Below are 20,260 nucleotides of genomic sequence, written 5' to 3'. Positions count from 1 at the left end.
AAGCAGAACCGAACCAGCCCATCAAGAACGACGTCGTTCCTCGCAGCCAGATCGTTACCGATCGGATGAGAAAATCCACACTCCGAGAGGGTGCCGTCATGTTTCCTGGGTGTTAAGGTCGCGCTAATCCAAGGGCCATCGTCGTCCCTGCAGCAGTACCGGGGGAACTTTCCGAACTGAGCATTGAGACGACGAAGGAGGTCCCCGCATGATCTTCTCCGCCAACCCGGGCAAGCAGGGCCTGTACGACCCTGCCATGGAGCAGGATTCCTGCGGTGTGGCGATGGTGGCCGACATTCAGGGCCGGCGCACGCACGCCATCGTCACGGACGGGCTGACGGCGCTGATCAACCTGGACCACCGGGGCGCCGCGGGCGCCGAACCGACTTCCGGCGACGGCGCCGGGATCCTCGTGCAGCTGCCCGACCAGCTGCTCCGCGAGGAAGCCGGCTTCGAGCTGCCCGAACCCGACGCGCAGGGCCACCACCGCTACGCGGCCGGCATCGCGTTCCTGCCCGCCGAGGAGGAGGCGCGCGGCAAGGCCGTGGCGCTGATCGAACGCCTCGCCGACGAGGAGAGCCTCGAGGTGCTGGGCTGGCGCGAGGTCCCGGTCGACGCCGACGGGGCGGACATCGGCCCCACCGCGCGTTCGGTGATGCCGCACTTCGCCATGCTGTTCGTGGCGGGCAGGCCGGACGCCGAGGGCGTGCGGCCCTCCGGCCTCGCGCTGGACCGGCTCACCTTCTGCCTGCGCAAGCGCGTCGAGCACGAGAGCGTCGTGGCCGAGTGCGGCACGTACTTCCCGTCGCTGTCCTCGCGCACCTTGGTCTACAAGGGAATGCTCACGCCCGAGCAGCTCCCCGCGTTCTTCGGCGACCTGCGCGACCCGCGGCTCACCAGCGCGATCGCACTGGTGCACAGCCGCTTTTCCACCAACACGTTCCCGTCGTGGCCGCTGGCGCACCCGTTCCGGTTCGTCGCGCACAACGGTGAGATCAACACGATCCGCGGCAACCGCAACCGCATGCGGGCCCGCGAGGCGCTGCTCGAATCGGGCCTGATCCCGGGCGACCTGACCCGGCTGTACCCGATCTGCTCGCCGGAGGCGTCCGACTCGGCGTCCTTCGACGAGGTGCTCGAACTGCTGCACCTGGGCGGTCGCAGCCTGCCGCACGCGGTGCTGATGATGATCCCGGAGGCGTGGGAGAACCACTCGACCATGGACGCGCAGCGCCGCGCGTTCTACCAGTTCCACGCCAGCCTGATGGAGCCGTGGGACGGCCCCGCGTGCGTCACCTTCACCGACGGCACGCTCGTCGGCGCGGTGCTGGACCGCAACGGCCTGCGCCCGTGCCGCTGGTGGCGCACCGCCGACGACCGCGTCGTGCTGGCCAGCGAGGCCGGCGTCCTGGACGTGCCGCCGGACCAGGTGGTCGCCAAGGGCCGCCTCAAGCCGGGCCGCATGTTCCTGGTGGACACCGAGGCAGGCCGCATCGTCGCCGACGACGAGGTCAAGTCGGAGCTGGCGAAGCAGCACCCGTACGAGGAGTGGCTGCACGCCGGCCTGCTGCAGCTGGCCGACCTGCAGGACCGCGACCACGTCACGCAGAGCCACGACTCGGTGCTGCGCCGCCAGCTCGCCTTCGGCTACTCCGAGGAGGAGCTGAAGATCCTGCTCGCGCCGATGGCCGAGAAGGGCGCCGAGCCGCTGGGCTCGATGGGCACCGACACCCCGCCCGCCGTGCTGTCCAAGCGCTCGCGGCAGCTCTACGACTACTTCAAACAGGCCTTCGCCCAGGTGACCAACCCGCCGCTGGACGCGATCCGCGAGGAGCTGGTCACCTCGATGAGCCGGATCATGGGTCCCGAGCGCAACCTGCTCGACCCTGGCCCGGCCTCGTGCCGGCACATCCAGCTGCCGTACCCGGTCATCGACAACGACGAGCTGGCCAAGCTCATCCACATCAACGACGACGGTGACCTGCCCGGCTTCGCCTGCACCGTCCTGTCCGGACTGTTCGAAGTGGACGGCGGCGGCAAGGCGCTGGCGGAGGCGATCGAGCGGGTGCGCCGCGAGGCGTCCGAGGCGATCGCGGCGGGCGCGCGCACGCTCGTGCTGTCCGACCGGGACTCCGACCACAAGATGGCGCCGATCCCGTCGCTGCTGCTGGTTTCCGCGGTGCACCACCACCTGGTGCGCACCAAGGAGCGGCTGCGCGTCGCGCTCGTCGTCGAGACCGGTGACGCCCGCGAGGTGCACCACATCGCGCTGCTGCTCGGTTACGGCGCGGCCGCGGTGAACCCGTACCTGGCCTTCGAGACGATCGAGGACATGATCGCGCAGGGCGCGATCACCGGCATCGAGCCGCGCAAGGCCGTGCGCAACTACGTCAACGCGCTCGTCAAGGGCGTCCTGAAGATCATGTCCAAGATGGGCATCTCGACCGTCGGCGCCTACACCGCGGCGCAGGTGTTCGAGTCCTTCGGGCTGTCGCAGGAACTGCTCGACGAGTACTTCACCGGCACGGTGTCCAAGCTCGGCGGCGTCGGTCTCGACGTGCTCGCCGAGGAGGTCGCCGTCCGGCACCGCCGGGCGTACCCGGACAACCCCACCGACCGGGTGCACCGCCGCCTGGACAGCGGCGGCGAGTACGCCTACCGCCGCGAGGGCGAGCTGCACCTGTTCACCCCGGAGACCGTGTTCCTGCTGCAGCACGCCAGCAAGACGCGCCGCGACGAGGTGTACCGCAAGTACACCGAAGAGGTGCACCGCCTGTCCCGCGAGGGCGGTGCGCTGCGCGGGTTGTTCAAGTTCCGCAAGGAAGGCCGCGCCCCGGTGCCGATCGACGAGGTCGAGTCGGTCGAGTCGATCTGCAAGCGGTTCAACACCGGCGCGATGTCCTACGGTTCGATCTCGGCCGAGGCGCACCAGACGCTCGCGATCGCGATGAACCGCATCGGCGGCCGCTCCAACACCGGTGAGGGCGGCGAGGACCCGGAGCGGCTCTACGACCCCGAGCGGCGCAGCGCGATCAAGCAGGTCGCCAGCGGCTGGTTCGGCGTGACGAGCGAGTACCTGGTCAACGCCGACGACATCCAGATCAAGATGGCGCAGGGCGCCAAGCCCGGCGAGGGCGGCCAGCTGCCGCCGAACAAGGTGTACCCGTGGATCGCGCGCACCCGGCACTCCACGCCGGGCGTCGGCCTCATCTCGCCGCCGCCGCACCACGACATCTACTCGATCGAGGACCTGGCGCAGCTGATCCACGACCTGAAGAACGCCAACGAGCAGGCCCGCATCCACGTGAAGCTGGTCAGCTCGCTCGGCGTCGGCACGGTCGCGGCCGGCGTGTCCAAGGCGCACGCGGACGTCGTGCTGATCTCCGGCCACGACGGCGGCACCGGCGCCTCGCCGCTGAACTCGCTCAAGCACGCGGGCACGCCGTGGGAGATCGGCCTTGCCGAGACCCAGCAGACCCTGATGCTGAACGGGCTGCGCGACCGCATCACCGTGCAGGTCGACGGCGCGATGAAGACCGGCCGCGACGTCGTGGTCGCCGCGCTGCTCGGCGCCGAGGAGTACGGCTTCGCGACCGCGCCGCTGATCGTGGCCGGCTGCATCATGATGCGCGTCTGCCACCTCGACACCTGCCCCGTCGGTGTCGCCACCCAGAGCCCGGAGCTGCGCAAGCGCTACACCGGGCAGGCCGAGCACGTGGTGAACTACTTCCGGTTCGTCGCGCAGGAGGTCCGGGAACTGCTGGCGGAGCTGGGTTTCCGCACCCTGGACGAGGCGATCGGCCGGGCCGACGTGCTGGACACCGACGACGCCGTCGACCACTGGAAGGCCAGCGGCCTGGACCTGTCGCCGATCTTCCAGATGCCGACCGACACCCCGTACGGCGGCGCCCGGCGCAAGATCCGCGAGCAGGACCACGGCCTCGAGCACGCTCTGGACCGCACGCTGATCCAGTTGTCCGAGGCGGCGCTGGAGGACGCGCACCCGGTCCGGCTGGAACTGCCGGTGCGCAACGTCAATCGCACCGTCGGCACACTGCTGGGCTCGGAGATCACCCGCCGCTACGGCGGGGAGGGCCTGCCCGACGGCACGATCCACATCCGGCTCACCGGGTCGGCGGGGCAGTCGCTGGGCGCGTTCCTGCCGCGCGGCGTCACGCTGGAGATGGTGGGCGACGCCAACGACTACGTCGGCAAGGGCCTGTCCGGCGGCCGCATCATCGTGCGGCCGCACCCGGACGCGACGTTCGCCGCTGAACGTCAGGTCATCGCCGGCAACACGCTGGCCTACGGCGCCACCGCGGGGGAGATGTTCCTGCGCGGGCATGTGGGCGAGCGGTTCTGCGTACGCAACTCGGGCGCCACCGTCGTCGCCGAGGGCGTGGGCGACCACGCCTTCGAATACATGACCGGTGGCCGTGCCGTGGTGCTCGGTCCGACCGGCCGCAACCTCGCCGCGGGCATGTCCGGCGGTATCGGCTACGTCCTCGACCTCGACCAGGGCAGCGTCAACCGCGAGATGGTCGAGCTGCTCCCGCTCGAGCCCGAGGATCTGAACTGGTTGAAGGACATCGTGACCCGTCACCACGAACTCACCCGCTCGGCGGTCGCCGCCTCGCTGCTCGGCGATTGGCCGCGCCGGTCGGCGAGCTTCACGAAGGTCATGCCGCGCGACTACAAGCGCGTGCTGGAGGCGACCAAGGCCGCGAAGGCCGCGGGCCGCGACGTCGACGAGGCGATCATGGAGGTGGCGTCTCGTGGCTGACCCCAAGGGCTTCCTGAAGTACGAGCGGGTCGAGCCGCCCAAGCGCCCCAAGGAGCACCGCGCCGAGGACTGGCGCGAGGTCTACGTCGACCTCGAACCGGCCGAGCGCGACCAGCAGGTGCGCACCCAGGCCACCCGCTGCATGGACTGCGGCATCCCGTTCTGCCACTCGGCCGGTTCCGGCTGCCCGCTCGGCAACCTGATCCCGGAGTGGAACGACCTGGTGCGCCGCGGTGACTGGACCGCGGCCAGCGACCGGCTGCACGCCACCAACAACTTCCCGGAGTTCACCGGGAAGCTGTGCCCGGCGCCGTGCGAGGCGGGCTGCACGCTGTCCATCTCGCCGCTGTCCGGCGGCCCGGTCGCGATCAAGCGCGTCGAGGCGACGATCGCGGAGAAGTCGTGGGAGCTGGGCCTGGCCCAGCCGCAGGTCGCCGAGGTGGCCAGCGGTCAGCGCGTCGCCGTGGTCGGGTCCGGCCCGGCCGGTCTCGCCGCCGCCCAGCAGCTCACCCGCGCCGGGCACGACGTGACCGTCTTCGAGCGGGACGACCGGCTCGGCGGGCTGCTCCGATACGGCATCCCCGAGTTCAAGATGGAGAAGAAGCACCTCGACAAGCGCCTGGCCCAGCTCAAGAAGGAGGGCACGCAGTTCGTCACGGGCTGCGAGGTGGGCGTCGACATCACCGTCGAGGAGCTGCGGGCCCGCTACGACGCGGTCGTGCTCGCCGTCGGCGCGCTGCGCGGCCGCGACGACACCACCACGCCCGGCCGGGAGCTCAAGGGCATCCACCTGGCGATGGAGCACCTGGTGCCGGCCAACAAGCAGTGCGAGGGCGACGGCCCGTCGCCGGTCCACGCGCACGGCAAGCACGTGGTGATCATCGGCGGTGGTGACACCGGCGCCGACTCCTACGGCACCGCGATCCGCCAGGGCGCGGCCTCGGTGGTCCAGCTGGACCAGTACCCGATGCCGCCGACGACCCGCGACGACGAGCGGTCGCCGTGGCCGACCTGGCCGTACGTGCTGCGCACCTACCCGGCGCACGAGGAGGGCGGCGAGCGGAAGTTCGGTGTCGCCGTGCGGCGGTTCGTGGGCGACGAGAACGGGCACGTCCGCGCGATCGAGCTGCAGCAGGTCAAGGTCGTCAAGGACCCGGAGACCGGGCGCCGCGAGGTGCTGCCGGTGTCGGACGAGATCGAGGAGATCCCGGCCGACCTGGTGCTCTTCGCCATCGGGTTCGAGGGCGTGGAGCACATGCGGCTGCTCGACGACCTGGGCATCCGGCTGACCCGGCGCGGCACCATCTCGTGCGGCCCGGACTGGCAGACCGAGGCCCCGGGCGTGTTCGTCTGCGGTGACGCCCACCGCGGCGCGTCGCTGGTCGTGTGGGCGATCGCGGAGGGCCGCTCGGTGGCCAACGCCGTCGACGCCTACCTGACCGGCGCGTCGGACCTGCCGGCCCCGGTGCATCCGACGGCTCTGCCGCTCGCTGTGGTGTAACTCTCCGGGTAACGCAACCAAATAACGCGCATCGGCCGTTCGGGCTCACCCTGGGCCCGAACGGCCGATTGTTCACCCCGTCGCGCCCGCCTAACTTTCGGTGACAACGGATCGACCGGCAGACGGGTGGCGTCATGAAGCGAACAGGTATCCGGGCACTGGTCCTCGCGGCGGTCGCCGCGGTCACCACGGCCGTGTTCAACGCGCCGGCCACGGCGGCGCCCGGCCCGGCGGTCCACTTCCACGGCGCCGGTGCCGCGGAGTACTGGACGCCGGAGAAGATGCGCTCCGCCAAGCCGCTCGACGGCCTGGTGACCGCCGCCCGCGACCTCGGCGCCGACGTCCGCGCCGCGGTGCCGCGCCTGCTCCCGTCGCGGACCTCGAAGGTCAGCACCGGCGACCCGTGGGCCGGCGGCGGCGCGGTCACGCGCACCGCGGGCCGGGTGTTCTTCACCTTCAACGGTTCCCCAGCCTCGTGCAGCGGCGACGCGGTCACCAGCGCCAACCGCAGCGTCGTCATCACTGCCGGGCACTGCGTGAAGTTCGAGGGCAGCTGGCACACCAACTGGGTCTTCGTGCCGGGCTACGACAACGGCAACGCCCCGTACGGCGAGTGGGCCGCCACCACGACCCTCACCACGCCGCAGTGGCAGGCGAACGAGGACCTCAACTACGACGTCGGCGCCGCGGTGGTGGCCCCGCTCAACGGCCAGTACCTGACGGATGTCGTCGGCTCGCAGGGAATCGCGTTCAACCAGCCGCGCGGCCAGGCGATGCACAGCTTCGGCTACCCCGCCGAGCCGCCGTACGACGGCAGCGAACTGACCTACTGCGCCGGCCGGACCTTCAACGACACGTTCGGCAGCAACGACCTCGGAATGCGCTGCGACATGACCGGCGGTTCCAGCGGCGGCCCGTGGTTCCTCAGCTTCGACGAGGCGACCGGGACCGGCATCCAGAACTCGGTGAACAGTTTCGGTTACACCTTCCTGCCCGGCGTGATGTTCGGCCCGTACTTCGGCGCGGACGCGGAGGCGCTCTACAACGCGGCGGTTGCGCGGTAGTTCATATTCGGTTGCCGCGGCCCGGCCCGGTCGGATAGGAAGCCCGCATGCTGAAGGGCGAGAAGGTCGGGCTGCGGGCCCGGTACGAGGAGGACATCCCGATCCTGCGGACCGAGCTCTACGACGACGTGGAGGGCGGTTCCCGGGCGGAAAGCCGGCCGTGGCGGCCGATCTCGCCGAGCTCGAAGGACCGGCGGCTGCACGTCGACGACAGCGTGGCGGAACACGTCCCGTTCTCGATCGTGGAGCTGGCGGGCGACACGCTGATCGGCACCGCGAACCTGTGGGGCATCGACACGCACAACCGCACCGCGCACATCGGGCTGGGACTGCTGCCGTCCGCGCGCGGCAAGGGTTACGGCAGCGACGTGGTCGCGGTGCTGTGCCACTACGGCTTCGTGGTGCGCGGCCTGCAGCGGCTGCAGATCGAGACGCTGGCGGACAACTACGCGATGCTGCGCGCGGCGGAGCGCAACGGCTTCGTGCGGGAGGGCGTGCTGCGCAAGTCGGCCTGGGTGATGGGCGAGTTCCTCGATGAGGTGCTGCTCGGGCTCCTGGCTCATGAGTGGAAAGCGATGTCCTAGGACGTGTCCTCAAATCCAGATGAGCAGTGTGGCCAGGTCGATCATGCTCCGGTAGGGGGTGGCGGTCTTGCCTGGGCCTGGCCGGTGGAACTCGATGCCCGCCATGACATGCGTGAACATGGCGCAGTCGTTGACGTTGCCGCCGGTCAACAGGGTCGACAAAGGGCCGTCCGTGGCCGTCGCGGGCGAGGTGGATCTTGGTGGTTGGTCCGCCGCGGGACCGGCCGATGGCATGATCATGTGGTTCGCTGTGTCCGCCGCACGAGTGCGCTTCCCCCTGTGTGGGGCGCGGTCATGCGGCGGGCGCCGGCAGCGTCCTGATGCGCCCGCGCGATGCTGGAATCGACCGAGACTTCGCGGTCGAGTTCGTCGATCGCCTCGGCGATCACACGAACCGTGCCACCAACGCGGACAGAGTGCCGGTACGTGACCAGCGCCAGAACCGGTTGTAGACCGTCTTCCACGGCCCATACCGCCCCGGCAAGTCACGCCAAGCCACCCCGGTCTTGGCCTTGAACAACATCCCGTTGATCACCCGGCGGTCATCGACCCGCGGACGTCCCTTCGTCCCCGACGCCGGCAGCAATGGCTCGATCACCTGCCACTGCTCATCAGTCAGCTCGTGCCTACGCACCGCAACCCAAGATCAAACCAGGTCGAATCTCCAACTTTGAGGACACGTCCTAGGGCTCTTCCCGGTTCTCAGCTTCGCGGGGGTTGAATGGGCATGACCTCCGCGAGGCAAGAACCCGTCATCGAACGTGGCGTCTTCGCCCGGCTGGGGCGGTTGGTCGTACACCGGCCCTGGTGGGTGATCGCCGCCTGGGTCGTGCTGGCCGTGGTGGTGATCTTCACCGCGCCGGCGCTGCCCCGCAGCACGGACGAGAGCGACGCACTGCCCAGGGACTACGAGTCCATCCAGGCGATGACCCTGGGCCAGGAAGCGTTTCCCACCGCGTTCACCCCGTCGATGCTCGTCGTGTTCTACCGCGGCGACAACGCTCCGCTCACCGCGGCGGACACCCAGAAGACCGGCGAAGTACTGGCCGGCCTGACCGCGAAACGCCTGCCGGACGTCGAGCTGATCTCGCCGCCCACCCCGGCGCCCAACAACGTCGTGCAGATCTCCGCGGTGAAGATGCCGCAGCTGTCGTCCGGCAACGCCGAGCAGCTGACCGCGTCGGCCAAGCAGTTCCGCACGGAGCTGCAGGCGTTGCTCGGCGGCGGCGACCTGAAGGCCGCCACCACCGGCACCGTCGCGCAGCAGCTCGACGTGCAGGAGGCGTCGGGCAGCGCGGACGCCGTGGTCGGCATCGCGACCGTGCTGCTGATCCTCGTGCTGCTGCTGGTGATCTTCCGCAGCCCGGTGATCGCGTTGCTGCCGATCGTGCTGATCGGCATCGTGTCGCAGATCGCGAACGGCCTCATCTCCTGGGTGGTGAAGCTGTTCGGGATGCAGACCGACGCGTCGATCTCGTCGATCCTGATCGTGGTGCTGTTCGGCGTCGGCACCGACTACATCCTGTTCCTGATGTTCCGGTTCCGCGAACGCCTGCGCGCCGGGGACGAACCGAAACAGGCGATGGTCACCGCGGTGAGCCGCGTCGGCGAGGCGATCACGTCCGCGGCGGCCGTCGTGATCATCGCGTTCCTGTCGATGGCCCTGTCGTTGTTCGGGTTCTTCCGCTCGATGGGCCCGTCGTTGGCGATCGCGGTCGCGGTCACGCTGCTGGCCGGGCTGACCCTGGTGCCCGCCGTGGTGTCCCTGCTGGGCGCCAAGGTGTTCTGGCCGTCGAAGTCGTGGCGCGCCGAGCCGAAGGGCGCGCGGTTCGCCGCGATCGGCCGGGGTCTCGGGCGCAAGCCGGCGATCTTCGCGGCCGTGTCCGGCGTGGTGATGGCCGCGCTGGCCGCCGGGCTGGTCAACTTCAACCCGACCTTCGACCTGGCGTCCGGCTCGATGCCGGACACCGCCGAATCGCAGGTCGGGCTGCGGCAGCTGGAGCGCGGCCTGCCACCGGGCACGACCTCGCCGACGAACGTCTACCTGCACAGCGACAGCGGGGCGCTGGACGTCTCGGCGCTGCCGTCGTTCGGGGAGCGGCTGCGAGCCGTGCCGAGTGTCGGGCAGGTCGGGCAGCCGCAGGTCAGCGCCGACGGCGCCACGGCCAACTTCGCGGTCACCCTGACCGACGACCCGAGTTCGGACGCCGCGATCGACACGGTGTCGGGCCCGCTCCGGACGGCCGCGCACGACGGCGCCCCGCCGGGCGCGCGGGCGCTGGTCGGCGGCGAGACGGCGGTGTACGTCGACATCCAGGACACGATGAACCGCGACTACCGGGTGGTGTTCCCGGTGGCGGCGGTGCTGATCATGCTGGTGCTGGCGTTGCTGCTGCGCAGCGTGGTGTCGCCGTGGTACGTGATGGCGTCCGTTGGCCTCGGCTTCGCGGCGACGCTGGGCGCGACGACGCTGCTGTTCCAGAACGCGATCGGCGAGACCGGGCTGATCTTCATGATCCCGCTGATCATCTACATGTTCGTGGTCGCGCTGGGGACGGACTACAACATCCTGATGATGGCCCGGCTGCGGGAAGAGGCGAAGAACGGTCATTCCCCGCGTGAGGCGGCGGCGCTCGCGGTGCGTCACACGGGCCCGACCATCGCCGCGGCGGGCGTCATCCTGGCGGGTTCGCTGGGTGCGCTGATGCTGGCCGGCAACGCGCTGCTGGCCGAGATGGGGTTCGCGTTGTCGTTCGGGATCCTCGTCGCGGCGTTCGTGATGGCGATGTTCTTCGTGCCCAGCCTGACGGCGCTCATCGGCCGCGCCGCGTGGTGGCCGGGCCACGGCGACCGCGCGAAGCCGGAACCCGAGCCGGAGCGCGTGCAGCAGGGCTGAGGGCGCCGCCCCGGGGTGGCCCCCACCACCTCGGGGCGGATCGTCCCAGCGCACCCCATATCCTGGGGTGGTGAACTGGACCGTGGACGTGCCCGTCGACACCCTTCCCGAGCTGCCGCCCCTGCCGCCGGAACTGCGTGCCCGGCTGGACGACGCCCTGTCCCGCCCCGCCGCCCAGCAGCCGGAGTGGCCCGACGCCGACGCGGTCGGCCGGGTCCGCCACCTGCTCGAGGCCGTGCCGCCCATCACCGTGCCCGCCGAGATCGACCGGCTCCAGGACCGCCTCGCCATGGTCGCCCGCGGCGAGGCCTTCCTGCTCCAGGGCGGCGACTGCGCCGAGACGTTCGAGTCCAACACCGAGCCGCACATCCGCGCCAACCTGCGCACGCTCCTGCAGATGGCCGTCGTCCTCACCTACGGCGCCAGCCTGCCCGTCGTGAAGGTCGGGCGCATCGCGGGCCAGTACGCCAAACCGCGCTCCAACAGCACCGACGCGCTCGGCCTGCCCGTCTACCGCGGCGACATCGTCAACTCGCTCGTCGCCAAGCCCGAGCTGCGCGTCCCCGACCCGGGCCGCATGATCCGCGCCTACGCCAACTCCGGCGCGGCGATGAACCTGGTCCGCGCCCTCACCGGCGCCGGCATGGCCGACCTCGCCCAGGTGCACGACTGGAACAAGGACTTCGTCCGCACCTCGCCCGCGGGCGAGCGCTACGAGGCGCTGGCCGGCGAAATCGACCGCGGCCTGCGGTTCATGTCCGCCTGCGGCGTCAGCGACACCTCGCTGCACTCCACCGAGATCTTCGCCAGCCACGAGGCCCTGCTGCTCGACTACGAGCGCGCCATGCTGCGGATGGACAACGCCAACGCGGCCAACCCGAAGCTGTACAACCTCTCGTCCCACTTCCTGTGGATCGGCGAGCGCACCCGCCAGCTCGACGGCGCCCACATCGCCCTCGCCGAACTGCTGGCCAACCCCATCGGCGTGAAGATCGGCCCGACCACCACGCCCGAGCAGGCCGTGGAGTACGTCGAGCGCCTCGACCCGCGCAACCAGCCCGGCCGCGTCACCCTCATCTCCCGCATGGGCAACGGCAAGGTCCGCGACGTCCTGCCCGCCATCGTGGAGAAGGTCGAGGCCACCGGCCACAAGGTGATCTGGCAGTGCGACCCGATGCACGGCAACACGCACGAGTCGTCCAGCGGCTACAAGACCCGCCACTTCGACCGCATCATCGACGAGGTCCAGGGCTTCTTCGAGGTGCACCACAAGCTCGGCAGCTACCCCGGCGGCATCCACATCGAGCTCACCGGCGAGGACGTCACCGAGTGCCTCGGCGGGGCGCAGGAGATCTCCGACTCCGATCTGGCCGGGCGGTACGAGACGGCCTGCGATCCGCGGCTGAACACGCAGCAGTCGCTGGAGTTGGCGTTCCTGGTGGCGGAGATGTTGCGGGGTTGATTTCCGGCCCTCCCGAACCCGATCTTTCAGTGTTCGGTTGCCGAGAAGCGGCGTCAAGGCGGGAAAGAGTACCTTGACCCCGCTGCTCGGCAACCGATTTGGCTGGGGATCGGGTTGCGGGAGAGGGGTGGCTCGGGGGTTGGTTGCGTTTCGTTGCCGGGTGGCGGTTGGGGTGCTCCGTGCTGGTGCTCTGCGTTGCCGGGTGGCGGTTGGGTGGTTGGCTGCTAGCTAGCGAAGTAGTCTTCGGCGGCTTCCCGGGGCCGCTGTAGCGGCGCCGGCAGCTCGAAGGCCGCCACCGTGCGCCACGGGCCGTGTTCGTCCTCGCCCGCCACCAGGTGCACGCGGTCGATCCACGCCCGCACCGGGAGCGCCGCGGCCAGTTCTGCCGCCGCGCGTCGCCGGGTGTGGGCGTCGCCCGTTCGGTGGTCCACCACTGTCAGGTGGGGGACCGTGTCCGGGTGCTCGCCGCCGTAGGGTGGGTGCGCCGGGAAGCGTTCGCACACCGCCTGCGTCAGCGCCCGGAAGTGCTCGTCCGGCTCCGGCGCCAGCCACACCACCTCCGAGCCGAACCACCCCACCTGCGAAAACTCGCACTCGAACGCCTCGATGCCGACCAGCGCGGCCTCCAGATCGGCCACCGTCCCGGCGTCGATGTCCCGCGGCGCCACGAACGGGTACAGCACGGTCACGTGCGCCGGCACGGTCCGCCGGTGCCGGGTGACCAGGTGGTCCGTCTCGGGGACGGGGACGACGATGGCACTCTTCGTGGCACGGCGAAGCCACTGCGCGTCGGGGACCGGCATGGCTTCATCATGACTGAAGCCGCGCCGGATGTTTAGATCGACCGCTCGTACAGAGCAGCGGCGGACTTCAGCACGGCGTCCCGCAGCGAACCGGTGTCGGACACCGCGTCGCCGTTCATCTGCAGTCCGATGTGGACGTGGTCGGCGTACGTGGCCGCCGCGATGCCCACCGCGTGCCGCGGCGCCAGCGGCACGAACGGGTAGATCTCGCACAACCGCGCGCCGTCCAGGGTCAGGTCCAGCTTCGGCAACGGCACGTTCGTGATCACCGTGTCGAACAGCGCCCCCGCGGCCTTCCCGGCCACCTTCGTCGCCAGCCGGTGCAGCCCCGGCGGCAACCGGTCGGCCAGCACCGGCAGCGCACCCGCCCCGCGCTGTGGCCCCGCCGCCTTGTTCCGGTTCATCGACCAGCGGATCTCCCGCAACCGCCGCACCGGATCGTCCAGGTGCACCGGCAGGTCGCACAGGTAACCGGACAGCTGGTTGGCGCCCCAGCCGCCCTCACGCGCCCGCATGCTCACCGGGATCAGCGCCCGCAGCGTGCGGGCGTCCGGCCGCTGACCGCGGTTGATCATCCACTCCCGCAGCGCGCCAGCCAGGACGGCCAGCACGACGTCGTTGGGCGTGCCGCCGTGCGTGCCGCGGATGGTGCGGATGTCGGCGAGCGGCAACCGGACGAACCCGAGCCGCCTGCTGGCCGAATCCGGCGCCCCCAACGGGGAGAACGGGTACGGCCGCGCGGCACGCAGCACCGCCGCCGCGATCGCCGCGTTCTCCCCGGCCTGGCTGAACGCCTCCGCGACCCCGTCCCGCAGCGCCTCCAGCGGCGAACGCGGATCGGCCGGCCGGTCGGCCGCCTCGATGAGCATGCGCGTGATCGGCAGCTCGTCCAGCAGCCCGGCGGCCACCGCGAACGCGCCGGCGCCGTCGGTGAACGCGTGGTGCAGCTTGAGCAGCAGCGCGAACCGGCCGTCCGCCAGGCCGGTCACCACGTGCAGGTCCCACAGCGGCCGGTCCATCGGCAGCGGCTGCTCCATCCACTCGGCCGCGTGCGTGGCGAGCGGGTCGTCGGCGTAGAACCCGGCCAGCCGGTGCACGTGGATGTGCCGGCGCGGATCGAATTGCGGGTCCTCCACCCAGGTCGCTCCGCCCGGCGGGAACAACGACGAACGGAACCGCTGGCGCAGGCGCGGGATCCGTCTCGCGCGCCGGGCGAGCAGATCGGCCAGCCGGTGCGGATCAACGGGGTCATCCGGTTGGAAGATCACCGCCGCCCCCATGTGCATGGGGGTGGATTCCCCTTCCAGGCAAAGGAAAGCCACGTCCAGCCCACTGAGCTGACGGCCAGCCATAGACGACCCCTCTACGGTCGGTGACACGGGATTGCCTGCTACTTGAGCAAACGGACGTGACGAAACGGTAGTCCATTTGTTTCCGCAGCGCTAACGGCTCCCGATTCTCACTCGAATGGGGTATCGGTCCTTTGTGGACGTGAAAATCGCGCGGATCTCCTTGTCGATCAAGGAAATACTTGCAATTTCACCTTCTTGCCGCGTTCGACCTGCTCGCCGGGCTCGGGATCCTGCCCGACGACGATGGAGAAGTTCCGCGTGCGGCCCTGCACGTCGGCCTGCAGCCCGGCGTCGGTGAGCAGCTGGATCGCGTCCTGCACCGGCCGTCCGAGCACGGACGGGACCTGGACCGCGGTGGAGGTGAACACGCCGACCCGCTTGTCGCCATGGCCGTCGATGGTGGTCCCTGCTGCCGGCGTGGTGCGGGTGACGCTGCCGCTCGGCACGTTCTCGGAGAACTCGGTGCCGGCATCGTAGGGCTCGAATCCGGCCTCCCTCAACCGCTGGAAGGCCTCATTCCGGCTCAACCCGACGACGCTGGGCACCGGCGACGGCGGCGGGCCCTGCGACAGGCCGATCCGCACCGGCGAGCCGATGGTGAGCTGCGTGCCGGGCTTCGGGTCGACCACGAGCACCTTCCCGGCAGGCACCGTGCTGCTGTAGGTGTCGATGCTCTCGTCCCGCCGCGGCGTGAGCCCGGCCGCCTTGACGGCCGCCTCCGCCTGCGCCAGCTCGGTGCCCGGGCTGATGTCGGGCACCGTCGGGCGGCCCGAGGACAGCACCAGGGTGACCGAGCTGCTCTTCTGCACCGACGTCCCGGCTTGCGGATCGCTGCCGATCGCCTTGCCGGCCGCGACGGTGTCGCTGAACTGGCGGGTCACGGTCACCGACAGGCCGGCGTCGTGCAGCGTCTTCTCCGCCGTGGCCTGGTCCAGGCCGGCCACCGGCGGGATCGAGATCGAGTCCGCGGCGTCCTCGCCGACGCTGAACCACCACACGCCGGTGCCGACCAGGGCCACCACGAGCGTGGCGATGACGGCCCACAGCACCACCGGGCGGCGCTGCACGAACGTCTTCAGGTCCTCCCGCGGCGGCGCGGGCGGGGGCGGCGGTACGGGCGCGGCCTGCGGGCGGACCATCGCGCGGGTGCCGCGCGGGCCCGCGATCGGGTCCGTGGTCGCGACCGGCGCGAACGCGGGCACGGTCTTCTCCGGGTCCACGGGCGGCGCGGGCGCGGCGGGCACCTCCTTCGGCGGCAGCACCGGGATCGGCGCGGGCGCGATGCCCAGCGCCGCCCGCACGCGGCGCAGCTCCTGCAGGAACGCGGCGGCATCCGCGGGCCGCGCTTCCGGGTCGCGCCGTGTGGCGCGCAGCACCAGGTCGTCCAGCACCGCGGGCAGGCCGGGCTCGACCGTGCTGGGCGCCGGGACGTCGTCGTTCACGTGCCGGTAGGCGACCGAGATGGCGGTGTCGCCGGTGTAGGGCACCTGGCCGGTGAGCATCTCGTAGAGCACGATGCCGGCCGAGTAGACGTCGCCGCGCTCGCCCGCCATGCCGGTGGTGACCTGCTCGGGCGCCAGGTAGGAGACGGTGCCCAGGATGATGCTCGAACTGGTCGTGCCCGCGCTCGCGACGGCACGCACGAGGCCGAAGTCGGCGACTTTCACCACCCCGGTCGGCGGGTGGCCGGTGGCGCCGATCAGCACGTTCTCCGGCTTCACGTCGCGGTGCACCAGGCCGGCCTGGTGCGCGGCCGACAACGCGGCGAGCATCTGCTCGGCCACGCTCAGCGCCAGCGGCACGTCGAGCTTGCCCCGCTGCTCCAGCAGGTCGCGCAGCGTGCCGCCGTCGACCAGCTCCATCACGAGGAACACGTGCGAGCGGTCGCCTGCCACGTCGACGCCCTGGTCGTGCACCGTGACCACGTTCGGGTGGTGCAGCTTCGCGGCCAGCCGCGCCTCGCGCTCGAAGCGCTCGACGAACGACCGGTCGTCGGCGAAGCGCGGGTCCATGACCTTGATGGCGACCGGACGGTCCAGCCTCGTGTCCGACCCCCGGTAGACGGCCGACATGCCGCCCCGCGCCAGGAGGCCGTCGACCCGGTAACGCCGCTCCAGTAGCGTCCCGGCCAGGCTGGTTTCCGTGCTCGTCACGCGCCCGATCGTACGGACTTTGCCGGAGTCCGTGGAGCCGCCCCGGGACTGCCGTGGTGGAGCTTTCGTTACGCCGTTCGCGCGACATTGCGGACAACCAGGCCTGATGTGGCACCCTGTCTTGCGTGAGTGCGATCCCAGTCGCTGATGACATCCTCGACGCCGACGTGGCCGTGCTGTCGCTGGCGCAAGTGGCGGAGCAGATCGGCCTTTCGGTGAACAAGGTCCGGCAGCTGCTGCGGGACGGTCAGCTGCTCGCCGTGCGGCGCGACGGCGACCTGATGGTCCCGGCGGACTTCTTCGTCGGCGGTCAGCCGGTGAAGGGGCTGACCGGACTGCTGACGGTGCTCGCCGACGCCGGGTTCAGCCGCACGGAGATGCTGCGCTGGCTCTACGAGGCGGACGAGACGCTGCCCGGCAGCACCCCGATCAACGCCCTGCGCACCAACCACGGCACGGAGGTGAAGCGCCGCGCCCAGGCCATGGCGTTCTAGCGAAGAGGCGGGTGCGGAGTCGCACCCGCCTCCGCCCGGCAGGTGTCAGCCGTTCTGCGCGTCGCGCCAGGAGATCCACTTCTTCAGCAGGCCCAGGTCGTAGTCGGGGCCGCCGACGCCGACGGTGAACAGGCTCACGCCCAGCCCCCGCAGCTTCGGGCCCAGCTCATCCGGCTCGCCCTGCACGCCGGTGGAGATCTCGATCTCGCCTGCGTCGCGGCCGACGTCCGCGCAATGCTGCTTCAGGATCCCGACCTTGCGCTCGACGGTCTCCGGGTCGCCGAAGCCGTGCCAGATGTCGGCGTGCTTAGCGACCAGCTTCAGCGTCTTCTTCTCGCCGCCGCCGCCGATCAGCACCGGGATCTTGCGGGTGGGCGCCGGGTTGAGCTTGCCCAGCCGCGACTCGATGCGCGGCAGCGCCTCGGCCAGGTCGTCCAGGCGGCCGCCCGCGGTGCCGAACTCGTAGCCGTACTCGTCGTAGTCCTTCTCGAACCAGCCGGAGCCGATGCCGAGGATCAGGCGGCCGTCGCTGATGTGGTCGACCGTGCGCGCCATGTCGGCGAGCAGTTCGGGGTTGCGGTAGCTGTTGCAGGTGACCAGCGCGCCGATCTCGACCCGCGACGTCGACTCCGCCCAGGCGCCGAGCATGGTCCAGCACTCGAAGTGCTTGCCGTCGGGGTCGCCGTAGAGCGGGTAGAAGTGGTCCCAGTTGAAGATGATGTCGACGCCGAGGTCTTCGGCGGCGGAGGCGGTTTCGCGGATGGTCCGGTAGTCGGCGTGCTGCGGCTGGAGCTGCAGCCCGATCCGGATCGGCCTGGTGGTGTCGGTCATACCGCCAGCCTAGCCACACTCAGGACCCTCGCGCAGGGCGGCGGAAGTGCTTGCCCCGCATGGACTTCCACCTGGATCGCACTCCAGGTGGAAGTCCACTGTGTACGACTCAGAAGGTGCGCTGGGTGGCGAGCTCGGCCAGCTCGGCGAGCCGGGTCGCCGCGGGTTCGGCCAGGCGGGCGCGCTCCAGCGCGGCCAGCGCGGTGCCGGTGAGCGCGGTGATGCGCTGCTCGACCGCGTCCACGGCGCCGACCTCGGTCAGCGTCCGGCGCACCGTGTCCACCTCGTCGTCGGCGAGGTCGGCGCCGATCGCGTCGGCGATGAGCTTGTGCTGCTCCGGGTCCTCGGCCAGCTGCAGGCCCAGCGCGACCAGCAGCGTGCGCTTGCCCTCGCGCAGGTCGTCGCCCGCCGGCTTGCCGGTGACCGACGGGTCGCCGAACACGCCGAGCAGGTCGTCCCGCAGCTGGAACGCCACGCCGAGGTCGTCGCCGAACTCGCGCAGCGTCGCGATGCGCTGCTCGTCCGCGCCGGCCAGCGCGGCGCCCAGGTGCAGCGGGCGCTGCACGGTGTAGGCGGCGGTCTTGAGGCGCGACACCCGCAGCGCGGCCTCCGGCGAGGTGTCGCCGGTGGCCTGCGTGCGCACGTCCAGGTACTGGCCGGCGAGCACCTCGGTGCGCATCGCGCGCCACGCCGGGCGCGCGGCGTCGAGTGTCGCGGCGGGCAGCGGGGCGCTGTTGAACATGTCGTCCGCCCAGGCCAGCGCCAGGTCGCCGATCAGCACGGACGCGGCCAGGCCGAACGTCTCGGGGGCGCCGAGCCAGCCGTTCGCCCGGTGCTCGCGGGCATAGGAGACGTGCACGGTGGGGCGGCCGCGGCGCGAGTCGGAGGAGTCGATGAGGTCGTCGTGGATCAACGCGCACGCCTGCACCAGTTCGAGGCTGGCGACGGCCTGCAGCACGCCCTCGGCGTCGGGGCCGTCCGGGTCGCCGCCCGCGCCGCGCCAGGCCCACCACGCGAACGTCGGCCGCAGCCGCTTGCCGCCGCCGAGCACGAAGCCGGTGAGCGTGTCGACGCCGGAGCCGAACACGGGCTGGGCGGCCCGGACGGTCGCGCCCGCCTCGGTGAGGAACGCGGCCAGGTGGCGTTCCAGGTGCTGGGGCAGGTGGGCGTCGAAGTCCATGCGCCTATCGTCGACGACATGCGCCGGGCGCGCTTGGCGGGGTGGCCGCGATGTGATCGGCGCCCGTAGGCTCGGCTCGTGGCGACCTTGGTGACGTTTCACGCCCATCCCGACGACGAGTGCATCGCCTGCGGCGGGATCATGCGCAAGGCCTTCGAGGAGGGGCACCGGGTGGTGCTCGTGGTCGCGACCCGCGGCGAGCACGGCGAGGTGCCGCCCGGCTTCCTCGCCGACGACGAGCCGCTGTGGCGGCGCCGGGTCGAGGAGACCAGGGCGGCGGCCGAGATCCTCGGCGCGAAACGGCTGGAGTTCCTCGGCTACACCGACTCCGGGATGATGGGCACGCCGGAGAACGACCTGCCCGGCTCGTTCTGGCGGGCGCCGGTGGAGGAGGCGGCGGCGAAGCTCGCGGCGATCCTGCGCGAGGAGCAGGCGGACGTGCTGACCGTCTACGACGACCACGGCACCTACGGCCACCCGGACCACATCCAGGTGCACCGCGTCGGGATGCGCGCGGCCGAGCTGGCCGGCACGCCGCGGGTGTACCAGAGCACGGTCAACACCGACCACATGCGGGCCGGGCTGGCGGAGTACGCCGCACGGGCCGCCGAGTCCGGCATCACGATCCCCGGTGTCGACGGCCTCGCCGAGCTGGGCAAGCCGGCCGCGGAGATCACCGCCGCGGTCGACGTGCGGCCGTGGCTGGAGACCAAGCGCGCGGCGATGCGCGCGCACGCCAGCCAGATCAGCGAGCAGTCCCTGTTCCTGGCGATGCCCGACGACGCGTTCACCCACGCCTTCGGCACCGAGTGGTTCATCCGCGCGGGCCAGGGGCCGGGCATCACCGAGACCGACCTGATGGCGGGGCTCTAGACGAGTAATGCGGAAGTCTGGGTGGTGTCTGGAGACGGACGAAGGGTGTTCAAGATCCGTTTGTGACGACAGACCTGAACACGACCGCTTGGCTGGCCGGCGTCGGCTGGCCGGCCACCGAAGCTGACCGACGCCGAGTTGGTCACCCTGTCCGTGGCTCAGGCGTTGCTGGGGTTCACCTCCGAGGCCCGGTGGTCGCGGTTCCTGCCCGCCCGGATGCCCGGCGTTCCGGTACTTGCCCGGCCAGTCCGGCTACAACCGTCGCCTGCGTGCCGCGTCGCCAC

At 70.9% G+C, this 20,260-nt stretch carries 13 protein-coding genes and 1 pseudogene; 8 read left to right on the top strand and 6 right to left on the bottom strand.

All coding sequences use genetic code 11. The annotated features are described in order from the left end of the window. The first annotated feature begins 208 nt into the window (after positions 1 to 208). The 4 genes from gltB (at position 209) to AMY39116_RS0321335 (ending at position 7,932) form a co-directional block, all read left to right on the top strand. The gene (gene gltB / locus AMY39116_RS0321350; protein WP_020419668.1) at positions 209 to 4,783 is read left to right on the top strand and encodes a glutamate synthase large subunit; all 4,575 of its coding nucleotides are present in this window, start codon (positions 209 to 211) and stop codon (positions 4,781 to 4,783) included. Next, positions 4,776 to 6,284, top strand: a complete 1,509-nt coding sequence (locus tag AMY39116_RS0321345; protein WP_020419667.1) for a glutamate synthase subunit beta — start codon at positions 4,776 to 4,778, stop codon at positions 6,282 to 6,284. Before gltB ends, AMY39116_RS0321345 begins: the two co-directional genes overlap by 8 nt. A 134-nt stretch (positions 6,285 to 6,418) precedes the next feature. Continuing rightward, positions 6,419 to 7,348: a serine protease gene (locus AMY39116_RS0321340; RefSeq protein WP_020419666.1), complete on the top strand. Its 930-nt coding sequence runs from the start codon at positions 6,419 to 6,421 to the stop codon at positions 7,346 to 7,348. 47 nt (positions 7,349 to 7,395) lie between these two features. Further along, positions 7,396 to 7,932, top strand: coding sequence for a GNAT family N-acetyltransferase (locus AMY39116_RS0321335; RefSeq protein WP_020419665.1), 537 nt, complete (start codon positions 7,396 to 7,398; stop codon positions 7,930 to 7,932). Positions 7,933 to 7,989: 57 nt separating this feature from the next. Here AMY39116_RS0321335 and AMY39116_RS47600 read toward each other — a convergent pair. Continuing rightward, positions 7,990 to 8,566 (bottom strand): annotated as a pseudogene (locus AMY39116_RS47600) (IS5 family transposase); the annotation flags it as partial. Positions 8,567 to 8,659: 93 nt separating this feature from the next. Here AMY39116_RS47600 and AMY39116_RS0321320 point away from each other — a divergent pair. Continuing rightward, on the top strand, positions 8,660 to 10,828 hold the full coding sequence (locus tag AMY39116_RS0321320) for an MMPL family transporter (protein WP_020419662.1): 2,169 nt from the start codon (positions 8,660 to 8,662) through the stop codon (positions 10,826 to 10,828). A 70-nt stretch (positions 10,829 to 10,898) separates the two neighbouring features. After that, positions 10,899 to 12,290, top strand: a complete 1,392-nt coding sequence (locus AMY39116_RS0321315) for a class II 3-deoxy-7-phosphoheptulonate synthase (protein WP_026153352.1) — start codon at positions 10,899 to 10,901, stop codon at positions 12,288 to 12,290. 224 nt (positions 12,291 to 12,514) lie between these two features. Here the strand turns inward: AMY39116_RS0321315 and AMY39116_RS0321310 are convergent, their stop codons facing one another. The 3 genes from AMY39116_RS0321310 to pknB form a co-directional block, all read right to left on the bottom strand. Then, entirely contained in the window at positions 12,515 to 13,093 is a 579-nt protein-coding gene (locus AMY39116_RS0321310; protein WP_020419661.1) for a 2'-5' RNA ligase family protein, read from the bottom strand. A gap of 32 nt (positions 13,094 to 13,125) precedes the next feature. Next, positions 13,126 to 14,445, bottom strand: a complete 1,320-nt coding sequence (locus AMY39116_RS0321305) for a wax ester/triacylglycerol synthase family O-acyltransferase (protein ID WP_255346856.1) — start codon at positions 14,443 to 14,445, stop codon at positions 13,126 to 13,128. Between the two features lie 167 nt (positions 14,446 to 14,612). Beyond that, a complete protein-coding gene (gene pknB, locus AMY39116_RS0321300; protein WP_020419659.1) occupies positions 14,613 to 16,598 on the bottom strand; it encodes a Stk1 family PASTA domain-containing Ser/Thr kinase in 1,986 nt (661 codons plus the stop codon). Between the two features lie 125 nt (positions 16,599 to 16,723). Between pknB and AMY39116_RS0321295 the strand changes: the two genes are divergently transcribed. Next, on the top strand, positions 16,724 to 17,092 hold the full coding sequence (locus tag AMY39116_RS0321295) for an Rv2175c family DNA-binding protein (RefSeq protein ID WP_017983985.1): 369 nt from the start codon (positions 16,724 to 16,726) through the stop codon (positions 17,090 to 17,092). Positions 17,093 to 17,137: 45 nt separating this feature from the next. Here the strand turns inward: AMY39116_RS0321295 and AMY39116_RS0321290 are convergent, their stop codons facing one another. Both AMY39116_RS0321290 and AMY39116_RS0321285 read right to left on the bottom strand, forming a co-directional pair. Beyond that, positions 17,138 to 17,923: an LLM class F420-dependent oxidoreductase gene (locus AMY39116_RS0321290; RefSeq protein ID WP_017983984.1), complete on the bottom strand. Its 786-nt coding sequence runs from the start codon at positions 17,921 to 17,923 to the stop codon at positions 17,138 to 17,140. Positions 17,924 to 18,032: 109 nt separating this feature from the next. Next, positions 18,033 to 19,103: a polyprenyl synthetase family protein gene (locus AMY39116_RS0321285; protein ID WP_020419658.1), complete on the bottom strand. Its 1,071-nt coding sequence runs from the start codon at positions 19,101 to 19,103 to the stop codon at positions 18,033 to 18,035. 78 nt (positions 19,104 to 19,181) lie between these two features. On the opposite strand from AMY39116_RS0321285, the gene AMY39116_RS0321280 reads away from it, so the two are divergent. Beyond that, positions 19,182 to 19,976 (top strand): PIG-L family deacetylase, encoded by a 795-nt coding sequence (locus AMY39116_RS0321280; protein ID WP_020419657.1) that lies wholly within the window; start codon positions 19,182 to 19,184, stop codon positions 19,974 to 19,976. The last annotated feature ends 284 nt before the right edge of the window (positions 19,977 to 20,260 follow it).

Origin of the sequence: Amycolatopsis sp. ATCC 39116 (assembly GCF_000231075.2) — a bacterium.
Taxonomy (GTDB): Bacteria; Actinomycetota; Actinomycetes; order Mycobacteriales; family Pseudonocardiaceae; genus Amycolatopsis_E; species Amycolatopsis_E tucumanensis.
This window is presented reverse-complemented; position numbering and strand designations above follow the sequence as displayed.